This window comes from Kurthia gibsonii (assembly GCF_006539985.1).
GTDB lineage: Bacteria > Bacillota > Bacilli > Bacillales_A > Planococcaceae > Kurthia > Kurthia gibsonii.
Genome location: NZ_BJOB01000006.1, coordinates 44,177 through 68,053 on the forward strand (window position 1 = coordinate 44,177; position 23,877 = coordinate 68,053).

Annotated in this window: 26 protein-coding genes; 9 read left to right on the forward strand and 17 right to left on the reverse strand. The window is 35.2% G+C overall.

Annotated elements, in window-relative coordinates:
- The first annotated feature begins 89 nt into the window (after window positions 1-89).
- Window positions 90-431 (forward strand): DUF3817 domain-containing protein, encoded by a 342-nt coding sequence (locus tag KGI01_RS03125; RefSeq protein WP_255314714.1) that lies wholly within the window; start codon window positions 90-92, stop codon window positions 429-431.
- Between the two features lie 49 nt (window positions 432-480).
- Here the strand turns inward: KGI01_RS03125 and KGI01_RS03130 are convergent, their stop codons facing one another.
- Both KGI01_RS03130 and gabT read right to left on the reverse strand, forming a co-directional pair.
- On the reverse strand, window positions 481-1,866 hold the full coding sequence (locus KGI01_RS03130; RefSeq protein ID WP_141273186.1) for an NAD-dependent succinate-semialdehyde dehydrogenase: 1,386 nt from the start codon (window positions 1,864-1,866) through the stop codon (window positions 481-483).
- A 3-nt stretch (window positions 1,867-1,869) separates the two neighbouring features.
- The gene (gene gabT, locus KGI01_RS03135) at window positions 1,870-3,180 is read right to left on the reverse strand and encodes a 4-aminobutyrate--2-oxoglutarate transaminase (RefSeq protein WP_141273188.1); all 1,311 of its coding nucleotides are present in this window, start codon (window positions 3,178-3,180) and stop codon (window positions 1,870-1,872) included.
- An 87-nt stretch (window positions 3,181-3,267) separates the two neighbouring features.
- Between gabT and gabR the strand changes: the two genes are divergently transcribed.
- Window positions 3,268-4,680 (forward strand): MocR-like transcriptional regulator GabR, encoded by a 1,413-nt coding sequence (gabR, locus tag KGI01_RS03140; RefSeq protein WP_373863110.1) that lies wholly within the window; start codon window positions 3,268-3,270, stop codon window positions 4,678-4,680.
- 81 nt (window positions 4,681-4,761) lie between these two features.
- Here gabR and KGI01_RS03145 read toward each other — a convergent pair whose 3' ends face one another.
- Both KGI01_RS03145 and KGI01_RS03150 read right to left on the reverse strand, forming a co-directional pair.
- Window positions 4,762-4,926: an aminotransferase class III-fold pyridoxal phosphate-dependent enzyme gene (locus tag KGI01_RS03145; RefSeq protein ID WP_141273192.1), complete on the reverse strand. Its 165-nt coding sequence runs from the start codon at window positions 4,924-4,926 to the stop codon at window positions 4,762-4,764.
- A gap of 261 nt (window positions 4,927-5,187) precedes the next feature.
- Complete coding sequence (locus tag KGI01_RS03150) at window positions 5,188-6,063, reverse strand: alpha/beta hydrolase (protein ID WP_170214708.1); 876 nt, start codon at window positions 6,061-6,063, stop codon at window positions 5,188-5,190.
- A 284-nt stretch (window positions 6,064-6,347) separates the two neighbouring features.
- Here KGI01_RS03150 and KGI01_RS03155 point away from each other — a divergent pair, with 284 nt between their 5' ends.
- Window positions 6,348-7,325, forward strand: a complete 978-nt coding sequence (locus KGI01_RS03155; RefSeq protein WP_141273197.1) for a tRNA dihydrouridine synthase — start codon at window positions 6,348-6,350, stop codon at window positions 7,323-7,325.
- Window positions 7,326-7,346: 21 nt separating this feature from the next.
- On the opposite strand, the gene KGI01_RS13775 is transcribed toward KGI01_RS03155, so the two are convergent.
- Window positions 7,347-7,514, reverse strand: a complete 168-nt coding sequence (locus tag KGI01_RS13775; RefSeq protein WP_170214709.1) for a hypothetical protein — start codon at window positions 7,512-7,514, stop codon at window positions 7,347-7,349.
- A 217-nt stretch (window positions 7,515-7,731) separates the two neighbouring features.
- Here KGI01_RS13775 and KGI01_RS03160 point away from each other — a divergent pair, with 217 nt between their 5' ends.
- Together KGI01_RS03160 and KGI01_RS03165 are read left to right on the forward strand one after the other, a co-directional pair.
- Window positions 7,732-8,469, forward strand: coding sequence for a hypothetical protein (locus KGI01_RS03160; RefSeq protein ID WP_141273199.1), 738 nt, complete (start codon window positions 7,732-7,734; stop codon window positions 8,467-8,469).
- Between the two features lie 15 nt (window positions 8,470-8,484).
- The gene (locus KGI01_RS03165) at window positions 8,485-9,099 is read left to right on the forward strand and encodes a hypothetical protein (protein ID WP_141273201.1); all 615 of its coding nucleotides are present in this window, start codon (window positions 8,485-8,487) and stop codon (window positions 9,097-9,099) included.
- A gap of 45 nt (window positions 9,100-9,144) precedes the next feature.
- Here KGI01_RS03165 and KGI01_RS03170 read toward each other — a convergent pair whose 3' ends face one another.
- The 3 genes from KGI01_RS03170 to KGI01_RS03180 form a co-directional block, all read right to left on the reverse strand.
- Window positions 9,145-9,450, reverse strand: a complete 306-nt coding sequence (locus KGI01_RS03170; protein WP_121176947.1) for an excinuclease — start codon at window positions 9,448-9,450, stop codon at window positions 9,145-9,147.
- 65 nt (window positions 9,451-9,515) lie between these two features.
- Window positions 9,516-10,088 carry an aspartyl-tRNA synthetase gene (locus KGI01_RS03175; RefSeq protein ID WP_141273203.1) on the reverse strand — a complete coding sequence of 191 codons (573 nt, stop codon included), beginning with the start codon at window positions 10,086-10,088 and terminating at the stop codon, window positions 9,516-9,518.
- A gap of 53 nt (window positions 10,089-10,141) precedes the next feature.
- Window positions 10,142-11,125, reverse strand: a complete 984-nt coding sequence (locus KGI01_RS03180) for a helix-turn-helix transcriptional regulator (RefSeq protein WP_141273205.1) — start codon at window positions 11,123-11,125, stop codon at window positions 10,142-10,144.
- A gap of 376 nt (window positions 11,126-11,501) precedes the next feature.
- Between KGI01_RS03180 and KGI01_RS03185 the strand changes: the two genes are divergently transcribed.
- Window positions 11,502-12,047 (forward strand): glutathione peroxidase, encoded by a 546-nt coding sequence (locus KGI01_RS03185; protein ID WP_141273207.1) that lies wholly within the window; start codon window positions 11,502-11,504, stop codon window positions 12,045-12,047.
- 49 nt (window positions 12,048-12,096) lie between these two features.
- Here the strand turns inward: KGI01_RS03185 and KGI01_RS03190 are convergent, their stop codons facing one another.
- Genes KGI01_RS03190 through KGI01_RS03200 form a run of 3 tightly spaced genes read right to left on the reverse strand, consistent with a single transcriptional unit; the run spans window position 12,097 to window position 13,670 of the window.
- On the reverse strand, window positions 12,097-12,702 hold the full coding sequence (locus KGI01_RS03190; protein WP_141273209.1) for a hypothetical protein: 606 nt from the start codon (window positions 12,700-12,702) through the stop codon (window positions 12,097-12,099).
- Complete coding sequence (locus KGI01_RS03195) at window positions 12,695-13,195, reverse strand: SH3 domain-containing protein (RefSeq protein WP_141273211.1); 501 nt, start codon at window positions 13,193-13,195, stop codon at window positions 12,695-12,697. The genes KGI01_RS03190 and KGI01_RS03195 overlap by 8 nt, the downstream gene beginning before the upstream one ends.
- A 19-nt stretch (window positions 13,196-13,214) precedes the next feature.
- Complete coding sequence (locus KGI01_RS03200) at window positions 13,215-13,670, reverse strand: hypothetical protein (RefSeq protein WP_141273213.1); 456 nt, start codon at window positions 13,668-13,670, stop codon at window positions 13,215-13,217.
- Between the two features lie 161 nt (window positions 13,671-13,831).
- Between KGI01_RS03200 and KGI01_RS03205 the strand changes: the two genes are divergently transcribed.
- Both KGI01_RS03205 and KGI01_RS03210 read left to right on the forward strand, forming a co-directional pair.
- A complete protein-coding gene (locus KGI01_RS03205; protein WP_141273215.1) occupies window positions 13,832-14,158 on the forward strand; it encodes a nucleoside triphosphate pyrophosphohydrolase in 327 nt (108 codons plus the stop codon).
- On the forward strand, window positions 14,155-16,518 hold the full coding sequence (locus KGI01_RS03210; protein WP_141273217.1) for a DEAD/DEAH box helicase family protein: 2,364 nt from the start codon (window positions 14,155-14,157) through the stop codon (window positions 16,516-16,518). Before KGI01_RS03205 ends, KGI01_RS03210 begins: the two co-directional genes overlap by 4 nt.
- 129 nt (window positions 16,519-16,647) lie before the next feature.
- On the opposite strand, the gene KGI01_RS03215 is transcribed toward KGI01_RS03210, so the two are convergent.
- Complete coding sequence (locus KGI01_RS03215) at window positions 16,648-18,075, reverse strand: transglutaminase domain-containing protein (RefSeq protein WP_141273219.1); 1,428 nt, start codon at window positions 18,073-18,075, stop codon at window positions 16,648-16,650.
- Window positions 18,076-18,204: 129 nt separating this feature from the next.
- Between KGI01_RS03215 and KGI01_RS03220 the strand changes: the two genes are divergently transcribed.
- Window positions 18,205-18,432, forward strand: a complete 228-nt coding sequence (locus KGI01_RS03220; RefSeq protein WP_141273221.1) for a hypothetical protein — start codon at window positions 18,205-18,207, stop codon at window positions 18,430-18,432.
- Window positions 18,433-18,841: 409 nt separating this feature from the next.
- Here KGI01_RS03220 and KGI01_RS03225 read toward each other — a convergent pair whose 3' ends face one another.
- The 5 genes from KGI01_RS03225 to KGI01_RS03245 form a co-directional block, all read right to left on the reverse strand.
- The gene (locus tag KGI01_RS03225) at window positions 18,842-20,284 is read right to left on the reverse strand and encodes a hypothetical protein (RefSeq protein ID WP_141273223.1); all 1,443 of its coding nucleotides are present in this window, start codon (window positions 20,282-20,284) and stop codon (window positions 18,842-18,844) included.
- A gap of 5 nt (window positions 20,285-20,289) precedes the next feature.
- On the reverse strand, window positions 20,290-20,799 hold the full coding sequence (locus KGI01_RS03230; protein ID WP_141273225.1) for a GtrA family protein: 510 nt from the start codon (window positions 20,797-20,799) through the stop codon (window positions 20,290-20,292).
- A 5-nt stretch (window positions 20,800-20,804) separates the two neighbouring features.
- Window positions 20,805-21,797 carry a glycosyltransferase family 2 protein gene (locus KGI01_RS03235; RefSeq protein WP_255314715.1) on the reverse strand — a complete coding sequence of 331 codons (993 nt, stop codon included), beginning with the start codon at window positions 21,795-21,797 and terminating at the stop codon, window positions 20,805-20,807.
- A gap of 135 nt (window positions 21,798-21,932) precedes the next feature.
- Window positions 21,933-22,997 carry a DmpA family aminopeptidase gene (locus KGI01_RS03240; RefSeq protein WP_141273227.1) on the reverse strand — a complete coding sequence of 355 codons (1,065 nt, stop codon included), beginning with the start codon at window positions 22,995-22,997 and terminating at the stop codon, window positions 21,933-21,935.
- 39 nt (window positions 22,998-23,036) lie between these two features.
- Window positions 23,037-23,873 carry a M23 family metallopeptidase gene (locus KGI01_RS03245; protein WP_141273229.1) on the reverse strand — a complete coding sequence of 279 codons (837 nt, stop codon included), beginning with the start codon at window positions 23,871-23,873 and terminating at the stop codon, window positions 23,037-23,039.
- Window positions 23,874-23,877 lie beyond the last annotated feature (4 nt).

Genomic DNA, 23,877 nt, shown 5'->3' on the forward strand with positions numbered 1-23,877 from the left:
TTCGCTAAATTGGTATTTTTAACCTTTTTCTGTTCATATTCTATTCATATTCGCCCGACATACTAAAAGAAAAGTGGAGGTGTTCATGTTTGGAAAGAAAAGAGATTAAATTTTTACGTACAATGGGTATTTGGGATGGTATTTCATTATTAGTCTTACTCGGTATTGCGATGCCGTTAAAATATTTTGCAGACCTGCCAATCGCAGTTCGTATTACAGGTAGTGTGCATGGCGCAATCTTTATTACATATGCAATTGCAATTCTTATCGTGCAATTGCGCGTAAAATGGGCATTTTTCTACAGTGTTATTGCAGGTGCAGTAGCCTTTATTCCTTTTGGTAACTTTGTATTTGATAAGCACATCAAAAGGTATAGTGATTCATTACAAGCAAAAGAGAAAAAAGCAGTTCAAAAAACAGAAGTTGTTTAAAATGAAAAGAGGTCAGGGAAAAATTCCCCTGACCTCTTTGTTATGTGGTTTATAAACCTATTGAGATATATTTTGTTTCTAAATACGGCTCGATTCCTTCGACACCACCTTCACGTCCAATACCTGATTCCTTCATACCACCGAATGGAATATGCGCACCAGACGGCGCACCATCATTCCAACCGACAATACCATATTGTAAGTTTTCACTGAAGTATAGTCCTGTTTTATAGCTTTCTGTGAAGAAGTATGTCGCTAAACCATATGGCGTATCATTCGCAATTTGAATTGCTTCATCAAATGACTCAAAAGTAGTAATTGGAATGACTGGCCCAAATGTTTCTTCATGCATAATTTGAGAAGATAGATCCACATTTGTTAGGACAGTTGGCTCTACGAAATAGTAACCTTTTTCATCATCAAAATCATATTGATTACCGCAAAGAACTTCCGCACCTTTTGAAGTTGCTTCTTCAATTTGTTGTTTGATTTTATCGAAGCCTTTTTTATTAATGATTGGACCTAGATCCACACCTGCCTCTAAGCCATTACCCATCTTCAACTTACGAACATGTTCTACTAACTTCTCTGTAAATGCTTCTACAATATTCTCATGTACGATGAGACGATTCGGTGAAACACAAGTCTGACCTGCATTACGGAACTTCGCCATAACCGTTTGCTGTACAGCTAAATCTAAATTTGCATCTTCTGCTACAATAATTGGCGCATGACCACCTAATTCCATTGTTGCATGCTTCACTGTATCCGCACATTTTTGCATGAGTAGTTTACCAATCGATGTCGAACCTGTAAATGTAATTTTACGAATCGCTGGATGTGACGTAAATACGTCGCCTACCATTGGCGCATCAGCTAATACATATTGTACAGCATCTTCTGAAATCCCCGCTTTATGCGCTAATTCGATTAAACGAATTGTTGTCAGCGGTGTTTCCTCTGCTGGTTTCACAATGAATGTACAACCTGCTGCGAGTGCGGGTGCTGCTTTTCGCGTCATCATCGCTGCTGGGAAGTTCCATGGTGTAATCGCTGCTACGACACCAATTGGTTCTTTCGTTACAACAATACGCTTATTTTGTACATGCGCTGGAACCGTACGTCCATATACACGTTTCGCTTCTTCCGCATACCAATCAATATAACTCACTGCGTAGTCTACTTCACCTAGCGCTTCTGCTAATGGTTTTCCGTTCTCTAATGTGATGAGTTCACCTAGTTCTTGGCGATTTGTGCGAATCATCGCTGCCCATTTCATTAAAAGGGCAGAGCGTTCATGCGCACTTAACTTCTTCCATGACGTGTAAGCTTCTTTAGCACGATCTACTTTTTCAACTACTTCTGCTTCTTCACTTCTTGTTAGCGTATGAATAATTTCACCCGTTGCAGGGTTCGTTACTTGAATTGTTGTCATCGGTTACGCCTCCTTCGCTGCTGCTTCGAATGCACGATCTAAAATCGCTAAACCTTTTTCTAATTCTTCATCTGTAATAACAAGTGGCGATAAGAAGCGAATGACATTTCCTTTAATGCCTGCTGTTAATAACAGTAATCCATTGTCATTTGCATATTTTGCAATTGCTGTTGCTGCTGCTTTATTTGGCGCTTTATGCTCATCTACTAATTCCACTGCTACCATCGCACCTAGACCACGAATATCGCCTACAAATGTATATTTTTCTGCATAGCCATGTAAGTGTTTTGTTAACTTGTCACCTAAAACTTGTGCTTTTTCGCATAATTTTTCATCTTCAATAATATCAATTACTGCAAGTGCCGCTTCACATGCTACTGGACTTCCTGCATATGTACCGCCTAATTCACCTGCTGTTGAAACTTCCATCATCTCTTTACGACCAACAACCCCACTAAGTGGTAGACCTGCCGCTAGTGATTTCGATACCGTCATTAAATCTGGCTCTACATCAAATTGCTCAATCGCAAATAATGTACCTGTACGTGCAAAACCTGTTTGAATTTCATCTGCTACAAAAACAATATTGTTTTCTTTACAGAAGTTCGCAACGGCTTGTACGAATTTTTTCGGCGGTACGATAAATCCACCTTCACCTTGAATTGGTTCCATGACAACACACGCCACCATCTCCGGTGCAATTGTCGAGATAAAGAAGTCATGGAATTGCTCGATAATATGATCTACATAAGCTTCATCTGTAATGCCTTCTGGTTTACGGTACATGTATGGATAAGGCGCTTTATAAATTTCAGGAGCAAATGGTCCAAATTCATATTTATAAGGCTTTACTTTTGACGTCATACCCATTGTTAAGTTGGTACGACCGTGATAACCGTTTGTAAAAGCTACAACGGCTTGTTTTTTCGTATATTTACGTGCAATTTTCACTGCGTTTTCAACTGCTTCTGCACCTGAGTTTAATAAAACGACTTGTTTTTCAAAACTTCCTGGTGTAATTTCTGCTAATTTTTCTGCTAAACGAATATATGAGTCATACATGATGACATTAAAGCCAGGATGTAAGAATTTTTCTACTTGGTCTTTGACAGCTGATACTACTTTCGGATGGCTATGTCCTACATTTAATGTACCAATAGCTGCTGCGAAATCAATCCAATCATTTCCTTCAATATCGACGATTGTTGCCCCTTTTGCTTCTTTCGCAACCGCAAGATTTCCGTTGCTTACCCCTTGTACTACGTATTGCTTACGTTTTTCAACTAATTCTTTTGTTTGATTTGTTTGTAACATTTCATTTCCTCCTTCGTTTCTTTTTTTAATTATGCCCTTTTTTGGTACAATAAAAAGCACCAAGTTTATAAAAAAAAGGTACCAGAGGTGATAAGATTGCAGATTCAAGTGGACTCAAAAGGAAAAGGTCGCTTTATTTACCAACAAATTTATCGTCAAATTAAAGAACAAATCTTAACCCATCAAGTGCGTGCACATCACAAATTACCACCAAAACGTGAACTCGCAAAATCACTTGCTGTTAGTACGAATTCAGTTGCGACAGCTTACGACCAGCTTTTGGCTGAAGGATATATTTATACAATTGAACGACTCGGCTATTTTGTAGAGGAAATTCAGCGCTTTGATATTAACGACCAGATTACGCCCTCATTCCCTGAAATATTAAGAGAAGAAGAAAGTTCGCGTGAGGGATGGATTTCGCTCTCTCATATGAATGCGAATCCGAAATTATTCCCCTTTCGTAAGTGGCTGAATTGTCAGGCGAAAATTTATGAGGAACATATGGATGAATTAAGTGAAATGCCACATACACAGGGACCTTACATACTACGGAAAAATATTGCGAATTTTATTTATGCGACGCGTGGTGTCAAATGTGAACCTGAACAAATTATTATTCACGCAACGAGTCAGGGGTTAATGGAGCGTCTCTTAATGTTGCAGACAACTAAAACAGCTTTTGCAGTTGAGAATCCGGGCTATGCAAGATACTATCAACTTCTACAGCGACATCAGTTTAAAACACACCTCATTCCACTTGATGATCACGGGATTGATGTAAAGTATATTGAGCAGACGAATGCACAGTTTGTCATCACGACACCTTCTCATCAGTTTCCAACAGGTATTATTATGCCGATTTCAAGACGTGTTGAATTACTCAACTGGGCTTCACGCGATGAACAACGCTATATTATAGAAGATGATTATGACAGTGAGTTCAAATATCAAACAGACAATGTTCCTTCGCTTCAAAGTTTGGATTATAACCGAAAAGTCATTTATATGGGGACGTTCTCAAAAACATTGTTACCTGGAATGCGTATTAGTTATATGGTACTTCCAACAAAACTATTGGCAGCTTATCAAGAAGCTTTTCCACTTGAGATTCAACCAGCGAATAATTTAGCACTTTATACGTTGAATGAATTTATCGAGAGTGGGCAATATGAAAAACATATTCGAAAGATGACGAAACATTACGAAGAAATTCGAACCACATTAATTGAAGCACTCTCTAACAATTTGACGCGTAATCTTGTGATTTACGATATTCCTGCTGGACTTCACTTTTTAATTGAAGTACCTACATCAAAATCTTATGAAGAAATCGAACAAGCAGCACAACAAGAGAAGTTAGAACTTTATACATTAAAACGTTTTTCATTGAATCCATTACCACTTATTCAGCGTAACCGATTACTCGTGATTGGTTTCGCAAATATTCAAATGGAGGAAGTAGATGAAGCCATTCAACGACTGGCGCGCTGTATTTAAATATAAATCTATAGGCTTTAAAAAAAAACGAAATCGCTTCACACAATGCGATTTCGTTTTGATGTTATACGTGTCCTTTCATTATTTCGCCACTTCTTCAAATGCTCGACCTAAAATGACCAACTCTTTTTCACATAACTTTTCTTCATGTACATTAAACCTAGGTAATAAAAACTTCTCTGCTTGCTCTTTTACAGCAGCTACAACTTCCAGGTGATTATGCCCAACATTTAATACACCAATCATAGATACAAAATCACTCTACTGTTTACCACCTAAATCCGTAACCGTTGCGCCTTTTGACAATCGCTAAATTCCCATTACTTACACCACGTACAATATATTGTTTTCTTTTTTCAATCCATTCATTCGTTTATTCTGACTAAGACATACAATTTCCTCCTTTGATTTATAAAGATTCCTTCTACAATCATTTGCACTTATACCCTTTTCAATAATGAAAAAGCAAACTAGACAATGTATGCACTAGTTTGCTGTAATGTTTGTTTATTTGAATGTATTTGGTTGATTTGCTTGCAAGAATTTTGTCACTGCATTTGTCACTTGAATCGCTTCTGCATTTTCATTCGTTCCAATCAAACCCGTTAAGTCCGAATGTGATAATTCATGTGTTGTTAATAAATCAACTGGTTCACCTAATTTTTTTGCAGCTTTTACGAATTTCGTAGTTGCTGCGTCCTCTCTTGAGATAATTAACATCGGCGGAACTGCTTGTTGACCAAGATAAGTACTAGGTGAAGCTGCTTTCCATACATTTGGATTTTTTCCGTAAACTGATTTATATTTTGGAACTTCTTTAATAAAGTCGCTCATATCAAGTGGTCCTTCAATATTAATAACACCGCATATCGTATGAAGTGGTAATCCTACTTCTTTTAGATAGCGTGGGTCAAGTGCAACTAAAGAAGCTAAATGTCCTCCTGCTGAATGCCCCATCAATGTAATTTGATTGGCATCTAAATGATATTGATCTGCATGATCGACAATCCACTTCATCGCAGCTGCTACATCACTTGCTTGGTCTTCATAATTACCTACCGGTGATAAGCGGTAATTCATCGAAATAAAGGTGTAACCCTTTTTATTAAAATAACCTGGTTTTTTACCTACATTCGCTTTATCTCCTGCATACCAACCACCGCCATGTATATACAGTACAACAGGCGTTTTCTCTCCCTTTTTTAACCCTTTTTGATAAATTTTTAAGTCTTGATTCGCCTGTTCACCATATGAAAACTCGTGCTTTGCATCAAATAACTCTGCACTTGTATAGTCGGCCCTCATTGAAAATACGCCTACACTAATGACAAGTAATAATAATACAAATAACGGGATAAAGATTTTTTTATTCAGTTTTCCCAAATCGAACACCTCTTTACAAAATTTATATTTTATAAAAAATGTCATTTCGTAAGATTTTTACTATCATAAATAATTGTAATTTTAAATAAAGTACCCTTTTTTTTATGGTTATTAACATATCACCTTTATTCAAACATCGCACGTAAGTTGTCTTGTCAGATAACAAGATAAAGAAGATTTTTAAATTCTGATTTTACGAAGATTATTTTTGTGCAGGATGCGCGAATAAATGATACTATTTAGGATAGTGAAAATTTTATAGATGTATGCAAGGAGAAGATACGATGAGTAAGCAATCAGAAAACTTTTGGCAAGATTTACCGAAGCCATTTTTTATATTAGCACCGATGGAAGACGTAACAGACGTTGTATTCCGTCATGTAATTAGTGAAGCAGGTCGTCCTGATGTGTTCTTTACTGAGTTCACAAATACAGAGAGCTTCTGCCACCCAGAAGGCATTTATAGTGTACGCGGTCGTCTTACTTATACAGAAGATGAACAACCTCTTGTTGCACATATTTGGGGAAATAAACCAGAGATGTTCAAAGAGATGAGCATTGGTATGAAAGAGATGGGCTTTAAAGGGGTCGACTTGAATATGGGTTGTCCTGTGGCGAATGTCGCTTCACGTGGTAAAGGTTCAGGTCTGATTAATCACCCTGAAACAGCTGCGGAAATTATCCAAGCCGCAAAAGCTGGTGGATTACCAGTTAGCGTAAAAACACGTCTTGGTTATACAGATGTGAATGAATGGCGCGAATGGTTAACACATGTTTTAAAACAAGATATCGCGAACTTAACGATTCATTTACGCACACGTAAAGAGATGAGTAAAGTGCCTGCTCACTGGGATTTGATTCCTGAAATCAAACAATTACGCGATGAGATTGCACCGAATACATTATTAACGATTAATGGTGACATTCCTGATCGTAAAGTCGGCTTAGAATTAGCTGAAAAATACGGCATTGATGGTGTCATGATTGGCCGTGGAGTATTCACAAACCCATTCGCATTTAGCGAAGATCCACGCGAACGCAGTGTAGAAGAATATTTAAATCTTCTATTGTTACAACTTGAACTATATGAAAAATATGCAGAAGAAACACAACGCCCTTATAATCATCTACATCGCTTCTTTAAAATCTATGTACGTGGATTTAGCGGCGCAGCTGAGTTACGCAATAGCTTAATGCAAACCAAATCAGTTGAAGAAGCACGCGGTATGGTGGAAGCTGTACTAGCGAGTGAGGTAATCTAATGTATGAAACCCGAATGCCAATCATTCGGGTTTTTTTGTGCCTTTTATCATCGCCTTCACCTTACAAACTTTGCATTGTTGTGGAAGCAAATCACTTACTTGATGAGGCAAAATCGCATCGCCTATCCGAACTTTTTTAATTTTTTTATGACATGTATCACAATAAATAACTTTTGTTTGAGACTGCATATAATCCCCTCCTATAAGACAACGATACCATTCGTCCTGTACATTTTAATGCACACTTCAGAAATCCAATTTATTACATTTTTGATTAAAATATCATTTTTTCGCGTTAAACTACTCTTTTTTTCAATATGATTCAATGTCAAAATAGGATTTAATCCATATATTACCTTTCGTATTCATTAGGGTATAATAGGATGGATTGGAGGTTTTAGACAAAATGAAATTAAAATTAACTTGGAGTCTATTCATCATTTTAGCAGGGTCTTTATTCTTTTCCGCGCAAGTCAACGCCAAATCGACTACTTATTATGCAAAGCCTGATACGTATTTATATGCAAAACAAAGCAAGTCATCTACGAAATTAACTACATTAAAACAGAACCAAAAATTCACAACAACATCGAAAGCATCTGCAACTTATTACAAAGTGAAAATTGGAACAAAAACGGGTTATATCCCAAAATCCAAAGCGTTAAAAAAGAAAACATGGTATTACTATGCAGATCAAGCAAACTTATATGGCTATGCGAAAAGAAGTTTCCAAGCGACTTCAACTCGTTTGACGAATAAAAAAGGAACACTATTCACATCAAACGAAACCCCAAAAGCTACAAAAAATATTTCTTCTGCCCAAAATTTAATTCCTATTACGTATAAAGGAAAAAAATACTATGTACCTTTTATGTATTTGAATATAGGAAAGACCGAAAAACAATTACGTTCTTATTTTACGAATATTCATAAAGGCAAAGATTACGCATTCCAAGGTTCGTATTTTGACACGTACACATTCTACGACGCAAAACGTGCCAAGGCAATGCAAAACTATATTGAACGAAAAGGATTCGTAAAAGCCAGCCCAACCCTTTCTTTCTTCAATCCCTACACATACACCTATAAATTTGAACAGTTTGGTTCATATAAATATTACACACTGAAAGTGAATAAAAAGTAATCCGGAGGCGATTTTATGAAAAAACTTTTAACTGCTCTTCTTATATGCGTGATGTTTGGTACACTTGCGCCAACTCTTGCAGATGCAAAAGCAACAAAGACATATTACAAAACAACGATTAAATCGGCTACAGGTAAAAAATATACTGTTTCTCTGCGTTCGAATAATGCGAAAAAAGAGATTGTAGACTATACATGGGCTGGTTTTATAGAAGGTGATGTACTTTATAAAGGCACATTCTTATTCTATGTAAATAATAAAAAAACAACGTTAAAAACAAAAAAAGAATTTAATCGTACACATAAAAATATAGGTGTAATTCCGTCAAAAAAAGGAACGCCGCAATTTTTGTATATTAAAGAATCTTTCAGTTCAAATAATCATACCTATTCTTTATACTATATGTATAATGGAAAGTTAAAAAAAGCTAAAAATGCATTTGGGTCTACTGTAAAGCCTATCTATGCTGGTAAAAACTTAATTAAAGTTGCACAGTATGACAATGCTGAAACTTTTGGTTATATGATTTATACTTATCGAATTAATCCCAAAACAGGCAAAAGAACAATGGTTGCTGCAAAATTCCAACCAGGTAGTATTCTATATGACTTCAAACCATCTAAAAAATAAATAGAAGAGGAGGTATCGCCATCGCGATACCTCCTCTTCTTTATCCTAGCCTTCTACATATACTGCATCAAGTGCAGCCGCAATTTCTTTCATCTTTTCTTCTATGACTGGATGGGAAATTGCTACATAGAGTTCCCCATCGAAGAAACGAAATGGTACTTTCACTTGATCGACATGCCACATAAAAAAGTCACCTTTGATCCTCATCTCAACGCCTTCTTGGTTGCGTGACACAAATGCATCTTCATACGTAAAATCAGGTTGTGTAGAAAAGAATTGTTGGAAATCTTCCAATGTTAAAATTGGCTCCTCTTGCTCATTTAAACGTGTAATTTTATAACGTGTATTCATCATAAACTCCTTTAACATAGTCGTTACTTATATTATAAAGCTTTGAAAGCTATTCGCAAAGTAACCTATTTAATGACAATCCGATGAATCGTCTTATTCGTCTTTGTATCGACAAGACGAAGCACACCTTTCTCGATTACCGCATCATGCTCTAAATACCAAATCGCCATACCTTCCAAACGATATTTTTTTACAACTTCTTTTGGCAACTCATCTAAATTTAAAAATGTTGCTTGTTGTTTATTAAAGTAGATAGCGCGATTTTTTGTATTTTTCAATAGACCATACATAAGCTGTCCTTCGTATTCTTGATAACCTGTTAGCTTTTCGTAACTATTTCGATCATCATGAATTTTTGTCCAAATAATACCACGTGTTTTCCAACCCCACATCCCTTTTTGAGCGTAGGTTACACCATACTTATGGTCATCCTTCACAAAAAAGTACAGTGCTTGGTTGTCTGTCTGATGAGCAGGAATCAATGTTAAATTCTTTTCAGCTGCACGAATCGCCTGCTCGGGCTTTTCATACGATGTATTCTTTAAATAAAATAACCATATCACAGCTAATACAAGCACAATAATGCCCACAATCGTGACAGACTTTTTATTAAGAATACCTTCTTTTCGCTGATGCACAGGCAACACCTCGTTTTTACAAGTTATTCCCTATTCATCATAAATAACACGCCTTACTTGACTGGTTGGTATATCTCATATAAATGTTCAAATGTTTTTAAAAACTCCTCACGGAATGCTTTCGGCTCTAATACCTCTACATGTTCACCTTGACTCATTAACCACATTTTAATTCCTTTACCGAACACTTCTGCTTCAAAAATCCAACCATCATCAATCGCCATGACCTCTTTCGCTGTTGGTAAACGATCTAATACAGCTTGTTTAGAAGCTCCTGTGAACTTAAACTTCACTTTTAATAAATCTCCTGTATACATAAACTGCACACGTTTACGGAATTCTCCCTCTTGGAATCGTTCTGAATAAGGGATTTTGAAAGATACCTGTTCCGCTTTAATCGACTTAATACGATCAATTCGGTAAATAATTGGATAATCAATTTCTTTATTTGCAGGGTATGCAAGTAAATAGAAATAGTACTCTGAAAAAATAATGCCAACCGGTTTAACAAGATGCTCTTTTTCAGCGTCTGCTAGTTCACGCTGATATGTAATCGTCATGATGTGTTGATTCTGGATATGCTCTGATAACGTCCAGATTTTTTCAATCACTGCTTGCCCATGCGATAAATCGGTATAGAGAAGTCTTTCATTCCCTGTCATTTTCTTTAAAATTTCTTGATCCTTTTTATTTACAAGCATTAATAACTTACTTACAATGCTGTCCATCTCATCTTTTTTAAATGCCCTTGAATCCATTAAAACTTTTAAAATCGCTAAAATATGATGACTATTTAAGTGACTTTCATCGTCTCCTACACTTAATTGATACACCTTTTCTTTACGATTATAGTCTAAGTATGCATTATTTTTTTCCAACTCTAAAAACCTTCTAATATGATTAATATCACGTTGAATTGATTTATCACTCGTTTGGAATCTTTGAGATTCTTCCTTCTTTACAAGTTTTTCACCTTTTTCCAGTCGATCATACATCGATAAAATACGATGTATTTGTGATTCTTTTTCTCGACTCATAACATCACCTCTTTACACTCTATCTTACATAGGTCAATGGTCGTTATATGACCATCAAAAAAATATATAACTAAAATAATTATAACATTTTTTCCCTCAAAAAAGGACTTTATATCTAATGATCGAACTATTTTTGAATTAAAAACAACAAAAAAAGTTATTTTTAATATTTATGATTCACATAAAAAATGATTTCACAAAAATTTTAGCAGTTAAATAAGTAAAACAGTATTATTTTCTTTTAAAAATAATCTTAAATAACTATTGCACACAAATCCCAGTTTTTCTTTTCAAATCAAATCATTCGTTCTTTTGTTTTATTTTCTTATATAATAACAGTATAAAAAACCCTATATAGAAGGAGGACTACTTACTTATGAGTATTTATAATTATTTAGTAAAGAAACCGAACGGTGAAATTTTATCGATGGAAACTTATCGTGGAAAAACAATGTTAATCGTCAATTCCGCAAGTCAATGTATGTTTACATATCAATACGAAGACTTACAAAAGCTCTATGAAAAATATAAAAATCGCGACTTCGTTGTACTCGCCTTCCCAACGAATCAGTTCGGTGAACAAAACCCTGAAGATGGTGTCACAACGATGACAACATGTAAAACTCACTTTGGCGTAGAGTATCCTGTATTTGATTTAATTGAAGTGAATGGTGAACGCACTGCTCCACTATTCAATTACTTAAAACACGAAGTCGATGTACGCGATGTCGATCAATCAAATATGCAAGAGATGATGGTCATGGACCGCGTAAAACGTGATTACCCAGACTATTTAATTGGACGTAATATTCGCTGGAACTTCACAAAATTCTTAGTCGATGCAAATGGTCAAGTGATTTCACGCTTCGAACCAACTGATTCACTACTTGATTTAGAACAAGCAATTGAAAAAGTATTGTAATAAAAAAAGAACATCCTGTATGCTTTACCACATACAAGATGTTTTTTATTTATTTTTTTAAAGCTACTAATTCAGATGACTTTGTAATTTCACCTTCATTTATGTCTTCGCTTTTAATCATGCCATAGCCTTTAGCATAGTAATCTATAGACTGCATGCTTAAATCTGGTGTTGAAATCCAAATTTTCAATACATTTTTAAAAGTTTTTGCTGGTGTTCGAACTGTTGTATTTGTGGATAAAACTTTATATTTATGACGATCATTATAAGCAGCATCGCCCATATAACCTTTCGCACCCTTTTTTAAATTTCGCGGTAAAATTTGAGAACTTATAATACGTTCACCCGTTTTGTGCTTATAAACAGCTGTGCCATAGACACCTGTTGAATCGCTGCCATAATCAACATACCAGTTTTCATTATTAATTCTCCACATATCTTTGTAAGGACCTTTTAACATATAACGATATGTGACAATTTTAGCTTTTTTACCTTTTTCATAACTTTTAAAAACATATGTTTTATACGTACTTGAGCGTTTATATTTTTCATGATTATATTTTACTTTTGCTTCGACAGTTGAAATCGGACTGTTTCCACTTCCCCATATTAATAAGCCAATTAGGAAAAATAAAATGTATTTTCTTTTACCCATGAATCGCACCTGTTTTACAATTCACACGTCCGATTGTATACCATGTACCATTCCATTTGTGCTGAATGCTATAGTAACCATCTTTACCGTATTTTTTACTTTTCACAAAACGGTATGGATCGTTATCTGCGTAACTTTTTGCATATTTCTTCGCTTTTGCTTTTACGCCTGGAACCCAACTATAAGCACTTGTAAAATTTAAATTACCTTGAGCCACATAACCTTTTTTATTTTTGTATGTGATTTTATAAAATCCAAACTGATTCGCAATCAGCCAATAGTATTGATCCCAACCTACATCCACGCCACCGATTACTTTAACTGCTTTGCCTTTTGGTACAGTGTACGCTACTTTATAAGATGTACCAGCCTTCACATACACTTTGACTGTTTTCGCTGTTTTTGCACGATCATATGAAGCTGCAGAAGCTTGTGTTGTCCATACACTACTAACTAGCATTAGAACAAATACCATACTTAGAATTTTTTTCATTTGAATTCCCTCCTCTTATTTATAAACCAATGGATACAATAAACTGCTTATCTTGAATCGCAAATTTTTTAATGTTTCCAATGGGAATAGCCTTCACCTTATCAAATGCATTAAGATCAATCTGAATCATACGCTCATCATATGTCACAACGGGCGGTTTATGAAAAATTTTTTTATGCACTGCACTAAAATCAAGCGGCTTCATCTTTTTTAACTCAAACTGTAGCGTACGCCCCTCTGCATGAACAGGCTTTAAAGAAAGCGTAAAGTGAACGTTTTTCGATATACCAAATTTCTTCACTTTCGTATCCCCTTCTAAAATAAGAAACCCTTCCTCAATCTTCACTTGAAGATCCTCTACCCCTTCAATAGATTGACGCTCTAAAATCTTTTCGAATACAGACGCATTTAATGGTAAATCCACTGCCTTCTTTTCTTTGAAGTTCATAAACCCTGCTTTTAATTGGTCAAACATCTAAAAACCTCACTTCGTTTATTTGTAATATCTACCTTCTTTTACAGTATAGAGTTTGTATTGGACGAAATATGACCATAATGGTAAAGAAAAAGATTTTAAATTGTATATATTGGAAATGCACGTTATTATACTACTATCAATTAAAAGAGGTGATTATGATGCCCGTATATAACAAACTTGTGCGTGACAATATTTTAAACATCATTCAAAAAGATGGTTTACGTTATGAGTCTCGTTTATTAAAACCAGAGGAACATCTAGTAGAGATTAAGAAAAAATTATATGAAGAAGTAAAAGAATTCGACGAAACAACTAATACACATGATGCTTTAGAGGAAATGGCTGATATTTTAGAATTACTTCACGCTGCTCTACGTGTACAAAATCACACATTTGAAGATCTTGAACAGATTCGAATAGCTAAAAAAAATAAACGTGGCGGTTTTGAAGAAGGTATATACCTTATTGAAGTGGAAGATCGATGAAGTTAATTACACAAAATTTAATAGAAGAATTGAATACACTCAATAAACAATCCAAACAAATTCATTGGATCATCGCATTCGCTATGGTATCCGGTGTACAAAAAACAATCGACACATTAAAATTCGCAATGGAACAAGGTGCTGAAATTCAAATTTTAGTAGGTGATTACTTATCCATTACACAACCTGATGCACTCGCAATGCTTCATAATGAATTACCAAAAGCAGATATTCGCCTATTTCAAACATCGAATCAATCATTTCATCCAAAAGCTTATCTATACCAATCAGATACAGGTTGTCATGTAATTGTCGGTTCATCAAATTTATCTAAATCTGCTCTTACTACAGGAGTTGAGTGGAATTTACAAGTTGTTGAACCAACGATTTATGAGGAAGCTTTACATGCATTCTCAGAATTATTTTATGAAGAAAATACTGTGTCCGTTAATTCTTTTTCTATTCATCAATATCGTTCAATTTATGAGCAAAACAAAAAAGCACTTCCATTAATACAACGATGGGAAACAGAAGAAGAAATTCAATTAATGTATGAAGCTAACGACTATAATCGTGTCATATTTGATAACCATTCTTCAGAAGAAGCAGTACTTTCACCAAGACCCGCTCAACAACTTGCATTACAAGCTCTATATGATACACAAGCTCAAGGATATCAAAAAGCACTAGTTGTTCTTGCGACAGGTTTAGGTAAGACATATTTGGCTGCTTTTTTCGCAAAATCATTTAAGCGTATTTTATTCGTGGCACATCGAGAAGAAATTTTATATCAAGCAAAAAAAGCATTTGAGCATATTTATCCTGACCGCTCAGTTGGTGAATTTAATCGCTACCTTAAAGATATGGAATCAGATATGATATTTGCATCTATTTATACACTTGCTCAACCACATCATCTTGCTTCATTTGATGCTAAACATTTTGATTTAATTATTGTAGACGAATTTCATCATGCTGCCGCTACTACTTATCAAAAACTATTAAAACATTTTGATCCTTCTTTTTTATTAGGTATTACTGCGACACCCGATCGTTTAGATAATAAGGATATCTATGCACTCTGTGATGGAAATGTGGCGATTGAAATTCACTTTTTAGAAGCCATTGCAAAAAAGTGGCTTACTCCTTTTCAATATTATGGTGTAAAAGATACGGTTGATTATAGTCAGATCAGATGGTCGGGTTCAAAATATGATGAATATGAATTATTTGAACAACAGACAAAGCAAAATACCATGCAACAAGTATTTGATCAATGGTCTAAATTGAAACAAACACGTACAGTTGGATTTTGTTCTTCTATTCAACAAGCGACCCGACTAGCAAAATTCTTTCAGGAAAAAGGTGTCTCTGCTGCTACATTGACCGGACAACATACTTCCAAAGAACGTAAATTAATGCGTGATCGATTAGATTCAGGTAATCTTGATATTCTATTTACAATTGATTTATTCAATGAAGGTGTCGATATTCCAAAAGTCGATACACTTCTATTTATCCGCCCGACAGAATCATCTACTATTTTCACACAACAAATTGGGCGTGGTTTACGTTTAGCTGATCAGAAAAAACAATGTGTTGTAATTGATTTTATCGGTAATTATCGTCATGCAGAGAAAAAGCTGAAGTGGCTATCTCCTAAGTTAGAAAGTACGTCTATTCAACCACACATTGCCATTGAAAATACAGAGATTGTATTACATTTCGACTTAGAAGTGATTGATTTACTGCAAGAAATCTTACGAAAGAAACTGACAAAACGCCAACAAATCGAACAAGCTTTTCGAGATATGCAGTATGATTTAGGACGTACACCTACTTACCTTGAGTTTTACTTACAATGTGGAATTGACGACGTACCGATTACAAAGGAGTATGGTACATATATTCATTTTTTAAATGCTCTAGACGAATTAGATGCTATTGAAAAAGAAGTCTTCATCTCCTTTGAAAAATTATTACTTGAAGTCGAAAAAACGAATATGTCACGAAGCTATAAAATGGTTCTTTTACAAGCTATGCTAGAACGCGGTGCAAGCAATTGGTACAAACCGATGACAGCAGAAGAAGTAGCACCGTCATTTATTGCTTACTTAGAAGAACCTTCTCGCAAGCAAATCGAAGCCATTCCTACTGACTTCAATCAAATCATTCGTCGCATTGAACAAATGCCCATGACAAAATGGGCATCAAGTAGTAAAGGTCTTGCTACATTCGAAAATGGCTCTTTTGCCTTTCTTATTGATATACCGAAAGAATCTGAAAACATTCTCTTTGAATGGGTACAACAAATTTGTGCTTATCGTCTACATAGACACTTCGCTAAAAAAAGTGAATGACACTATACAACAGGTTGGAACAAAACATATCACTTCCCTTGTTAGCGTTCGAAACGAAAAACTGGAACCGCGCCATAGCGTGATTCCAGTTTTTTTATGCTCATTTAGAATGCTATTTTTACACTTATGTCACAACACCATTTCAAAATCTTCTTCAATTTCTAATACTTTTCGACCGACGCGTGTCGCAATATCGGGTGGTAGTGTCACGATGACAGGGTGTTCTGCTTTTAATGGTTTTTGGTTCGCTGTTAACTGAATTTGCAGCGAGTCATGACATAAGAAATCGACGGTTACTTGTTTGTAGGCATCGGCAATAAGCAGCTCCAACCCTTCATCACTAATGAAGCGAAGTGGTTTTGCCTTCCCTTTATATTCGCCAAACCAGCTATTTCCATACCCTGTAAGTATGACTTCATGTGCTTCTGGTACGGGCTTTGGTTCGATTGTTGCACGTTCTTTTAAGTAAATGGGTTCTCCTTGATGGAAGTGAACAATCGTTTCATGAATCGTCTGATGAATCGACTGTACTTGGCGTTCTTCGACACATATTAATTGTTTTGTATCAACTTCAAAAGCATATAGATGCCAATCGCGGTCCACACAGCTCATATAGAGTCGCCCCTGTTCAAACGTACAAAACTGCACACGTTCTTCTAAATGAAGTGTCTCAGTTCTCGATACAATATCGAAGGACATGAGTGAAGCAGTCTTTGGTTTTGGATAGTAGATGTTTTTACCATGTGATGCGACATCATAAAGGTTCGTAAAGTATTGATAACGCTCGCTCAAACATTGCGGGTAATTCGCTTCATTCCACTGATGATCTTTTTTCATAAAAGCATCTGAACGGAGCAGATAGCGATAGCGAATTTCATGGTTCTTCATTTTCGAACCGACATCATCCCACGTCGCATCGATATGATACCAAGCGTCATCCAATTTCACCATATTCCATGCATGTCCTAAATCACTCTCACCGTCCGCTTGACCAATAACGTAATAACAAGGAATTTTTAGCTCTTCCATCATTTTTTCGAACAGTAGTGCATACGCCATACAGACGCCCTGCTTCTCATGCATAAATGTATAGACCGTAAACGGTGAACCAGTCGTATTCATCTCATATTGGTGATTGCGTACAATATAGTCATGAACAGCAATCACTTTTTCCACATCACTCATCGTATTCGTTATGAGGTCTTTTAAAATTAATTGAATCTCTTGTATCACCCATTGTTGTTCTTCTCTCGTCATACGATAAGTCATCGAAAAATTCATCTTAATACGGTTCTTCGATACATATTTGAACGAACTCTCCTGTCTCGCACAATGTTGCGTATAAAAAGGCTCTTGTAAATGCAGTAGTGAAAAAGCTTCCTGTAATAAATCTGGTACAGACTTCGGTAGACGTCCTTGTAAGTAGAGTGAAAACTGACGGTCGCCACGCTTCATATGTGTAACTATCGCTGGTAGTAATTGTTTCGCTGTAATCGTTGTTTGTTTTAAACCACCATCTTTTTGAAACATCTCCATTGACTCAAAATAGATGCCCATATGTTCCCCCTACATTCGTATTTTCATTCATTATACACGAGTTCTTTTATAAAGACTTTTTCCAATATGAGATTGTTTTTAAAATCAACTTCAAGTAAGTTAGAAGTTAAATAGAAAAGAGCTATTACTATGAAAAAAATCATCGTTCTTTTCATCGCCATATGCTGCATCATGAACCTTACTACCCTAAATACCGATGCAAAAACAAAAAACATCACATTACAAGAAGTTAAAAAACAAGTGACACAAAATAAATTACCTTATGCACTCGCAAAGATTGGTGATCCTTATAAAAAGTTTAAAGGAAAAAACATGCGGGACTGCCTTACTATGCTAAAGAACGTGGTTCGTCCTTAAATGTTTATGTTTATGCGAATAATAAATATTTTAAAACGAAAGATATGATTTTTACGTATATTCTAAAGGGGAAGAAAAAAACAAACAAAGCGACAGATAAAGTGCGTGGAATGCTGCTCTCAACTCCTCAAAAATTCACAAAAAAAACAAGTGACATAAACTTTTGGTAAACCTGTTGAATATAAGGCGTCAAAAAACGAAGCAGGTTATATTTATTTTTACAATACAAATATTCTAGTCATTTTAAGTGAATATGAAAAAGGCAAAGCCTATACCCGATTCTTACTTATTCCATTTAGTGAATTTTCACAAGGTGGAATCTTTGAAAGTTATCTTAAATAAACAACAAAAAGCCGAAATTGCCACAAGTGCGATTTCGGCTTTTTGTATATGCTTAAGAACTATTTATCTACCTTAAATACTTCGGTTCGATTGGACCATATGGTGGTTCTGGCTCAATATGAATATAATTTGATAATCGAATGCGAATGTCTGGTGGTAAATTGTAATACTCAATTTGTCGTTGTCTTTGAAGATTATTAAACTTCGGCGTTAAATCATGACCGATTTTTTCAAAAGGTAGTCTCGTTAATGTTGAGAACTTAGCACCTGCTTCATATTCCTCGACTAATTGATCATAACGCGTATGATTTTCAATTTTATTTGCGCCATGCATTATAATGAAAGTCATACAAAAACCAATTACAGCTAAAACAACAAACTTGTTGCCTTTTCTCAGCCATCCTAAGATTTTTTCATCACAAATTAGTAATAAACAAATGACTAGTAACATATAAGTTAACAGCATATTTCTTGGTCCAAATGGTGTAATCAATAAAAATGGACCTAATAAAATGATTGCATATAAAAAATATGTATAGAAATATCGTTTATGTTCATTTTTCACTTTTGATTTTCCTACTATGATTAATAGCGAAATTAAATAGATACACATTAAAATAAATTCCACTACTAGTAAGTAATAAGGTAGTGATGCGGGGCTTAATCCAACTAGATTTCGAATAATGAAATACATGGCAATTACTAGTATAGAACCTACTAAATACTTTTGCCCTTTACCGATTATTGCTAATACGATTGTAAACAATACGATGAGAATGAGATTATCTTTAAAATAAAATTCACTCCAGCTCGTGATCATCGTTGTGAATAATAACGTGAAGTCTAATCCTCCAACCTCGCGCATATTCCCTTCCGTATGATAGGCCGTATTAGAGAACATTATATAAGCGCCAACCGCTGCCCCCATTAGCCACACAATAAATACAGCTTTCTTTTCTTTATAGAATAGTGCCAATAACAATCCAATCACTGCCATAACAACGCTAGCGACAGATACGTTTTCAACGAAAAATTGTCCTAAAAACGCGACGATTCCTACGAAAAACAACTCAATCATTTTCGGCTGTTTTTTCTTGGCAACATATAAAATATATAAAATTGCCAATAAAGAAGTATTGTAGTTTGCGAAGCCTGCTAACCAACCATATGTTTCACCATAAATTGAGATTGGCATAGATATAATAAGTAACATGATGAGTGGAATGCTAAATTTTCGATTTAGTAATAACCAAGTCACATACACGATTCCTGTATTAACTAAAGCATACATTGCAATTCTAAATAGTAGAGAGCGAGTAATAAAAATTTCAATTATATTCCCTAAGTAACGTCCGTTGTAATAATCGAATCCATTTTCAAGTCTTGACCATCCTTCTTCAGAACCCCATGCCCAATCATCACCTGACAGTATTAATAATGAGGCAATCACTGCATAGAATATAAAGATTGATCGCCAAATGTAACTTTTCTTAAAAGTTGTAATAATCAATGCAACTACTCCTTATTTACTCTTTCCGCTTTAAATACGGCTTTTTTTGAAATAATATAGTTTATAATAATGGCTAATATTTGTACGATAAATACAAAAATAAATTCATTTAATAAAGCAGGTGTTCCAATGAACCCTTTTGTTAATGAAGATGAGAAAAGAAGATAGTCATAATTAATAGCATTCAAACCTAAGAAGTGAATGATTTCTTTAGAATAGGCTACGACCGCAATATACGTAATCATCAAGTCCAAACCAAACACGAATGCTCGACCGGCTATAAACCCTGTAAGTTGTTTTAATAAATCGATTGGCTTCCATTTTTGATCTTTAAAGACGAAAATTTTATTCGTAAAGTAAGCGAATAGAATTGCTGTAATTTGAGCTGTAATGACTGCCCACATTGAGTTTTCAGTTATGTTTACAATTAAAAATCTTGTCAAAAAATAAACTGCTGTAGTGCCAATCCCAAATAGGAGATAGCGTATTTTTTCATTTTTAAATAATTTTTTCATTCTTTTTATACACTTTCTGTTTTCGCAAATCTTTGCGGTAATTGAATTTTTTCTAGTTCAATTTTTTCACCTGTATATTCTTGAACAAAATAAAGCGGTCTGTTTTTCGTTTCATGAAAAATCTTCCCTAAGTATTCACCCATGATGCCTAATGAAATTAGTTGGAAACCACCAAGCAGTAGAATTAATGTGACGAGCGTTGGATAACCTGGTACACTCGTTCCGTAAATTAATGTTGTTATGAGAATATAAACCATATAAAGCATCGAACTGAATGAGAGAATTCCGCCTAATATACCTGCGATTTTAAGTGGGAATGTTGTGTTCGATGTTAAACCATCAATACCAAGTTTTAATAAGTCCATGAATTTCCACTTCGTTTCTCCCGCAAATCTCTCCTCCGCATCGAAGTTGACTTCTTTTTTACGGAAACCAATCCACATATATAACCCTTTTGTATATCTTTGCGTTTCTTTCATTTTTCTGATACTGTCGATGCATACACGATCTAATAATCTGTAATCACCTACACCTGGCAATACTTCTACTTTTGAAAATTTAACGAGTAATTTATAGTAAATTTCGGACATTTTCTTTTTTAGAAAACTTTCGCCTTTTCGTTCATTTCTTTTTCCATATACATCAAGATAACCAGCTTCCCATTGTTCGACCATTTCAAGAATCACTTTAGGTGGATGTTGCAAATCTGCATCCATCGTAATTACTGCATCTCCTAAACAATAGTCAAAACCTGCAGCCATCGCGACTTCTTTCCCATAGTTTCTCGATAAATCAAGCAACTTCACTCTTGCATCTGCTAATGTTAAATCTTTTACCTTTTTCACACTATGGTCGATACTTCCATCATTAATAAAAAGGAACTCAAAATCATACTTTTGAGTTAGAGGTCTAATCGTTGTTGTTAGTTGCTTATAAAATGCATCGATGTTTTCAGCTTCATTGTACATCGGCACACATATTGAAATAAGCTTTTTCACTACTTACACCCTTCCATATATTGTTAGATTTTAATTCCGTAACAATTTTAACATAAATTTGTTATAAATTATTATTTTTTCATTATTTAATAAAATATACATATATATGGTGTTTTATCTTATAAGTAGGTCACTTTACAGTAAGCTAATATTATATTTCTCTAACAAATCTTTCAAAGTAGATCTTGAATTTCCATCGCGTCCTACGATTTCATGAGCAGTAATCATCGAGTTCAATACTGCTTCCTCCGTCGCTTCACCAACTGCTCTAAAAGCGACATCGATCACGTCTTCTGGAATTTGAGGAATCGTTATTAATTTCGCTTTTTCATCGTGTGAAATTCTTGTCGCAGTTGAAAAACCAAATACGACTTCTCCGCTACCTGTTGTAATAATAGAACCTGTTCGTGATAGTCCTGTCACCGTTCTTTTCAAAATTCTTTGAAGTTGTCTTTCTGAAACGGGTAAGTCGGTCGCAACAATTGTTATGACAGAACCTTTATCCTCTTCCTTATACACTTCATCTAATTTTTGCTTTAATTGCTGACCAATTGGATTTCCTTGAATTATGAAGTCTTTCAATATCCCAAAGTTCGTCAATACGAGTACACCTAATGTATAAGAACCAAATTCAAAGTCCATTATTCTTGAAGCAGAGCCAATCCCGCCTTTTAATGAGTAGCAAAGCATACCCGTTCCCGCGCCGACTGCTCCCTCCTCAAATACCTCATCACAGTTATTCAATGCTTCTCGTATATGCTCGGGTTTTACAAATTTACCTCGAATATCGTTGATGATCATATCATTACACTCACCGATTACTGAATTTACCGTACCTGTCGTTCGTCCAATTTCAGGATTTTGTTCTAACATATAATCAATTAAAGTATCTGCTGCAATGCCTGTACTTAAAGTATTTGTCAAAATAATCGGTGTTTCAATGGCCCCAAGCTCAGCCAATTGAACCGTCCCCATCGACTTACCAAAACCATTAATGACGTGACTTGAAGCGATTAATTTCTCTCTGAATACATTTCCGCTATGCGGTAGAATTGCTGTGACACCCGTCTGCATATCCCCTTCGCTTAATGTAACATGTCCTACTTTTACCCCTTTAACATCTGTAATCGCATTTAAAGGACCTGTGCGCATTTCCCCAATCTCAATTCCGTAATCTCGCATTCTTTTTTTATGATGCATTTGAAACACCCCTTTGGTTTTTGTATGTTTATTTCTCTTTTAAACTGTATCCCCTTGCACAGGCTCTACTCCACCTTCAAATCGAATGCGTAGCGAATTGGCTTGCTCTATATGTGGACAATCCATTACTTGAAAGTGAATATGAGCTTCAGAAGAATTCCCCGAGTTGCCACAAAGCGCAAGTAACTCACCACTTTTTACTACATCGCCTTGTTTCACTACGGTACTATATTGCTTCAAATGGGCAATCAAACTATATTCTCCTTCCGCATGTTCGAGAATGATATAGTTTCCTAAAAAATCTGCTTCATTCATCTCACCTACTGGTTGGTCTGGAATATGCTGAATGACTTGAAGTACTTTTCCGTCTAATGGAGCCACTACTTTAGCTCCAAAAGCAAAATAATCTTCATTGTGTATTCCTTCATTTTTAAATGCTTGATGATCGACAACACGTATTAAATCATAGGCATAGCGCTGATGAGGATAGAGATAATGGTAGTTTTCAAATTCGTTCGTGCCACCCCAAAATACAAACCATTCGTCACAAATGGGCATGTGATATGTGTTTTTTGTCCACAGATGATCTGTGTCAAATTGATAGTAAGGACGCAATGTAAAGCCATGAATCGTCCCTTGTAAATCGGTCACGATATGAACTGCTTTTTCACACTGTTCATCAACAAAAAGAATTTGAATCGAATTCATTAGCTTTTTTTCGTATTGACGTTTTAATGCGCTAACTCCTTTTAAAAAGCTGCGACACATTCTGCTAAAACGCCAATAGGAAATCTGCTTTTGAAAACTCTTTGATGTGCACTTATAATATTTTTTCCATTCGCCTTGTACAAATTCCACTTCAAAGTTTGATAACATTCAC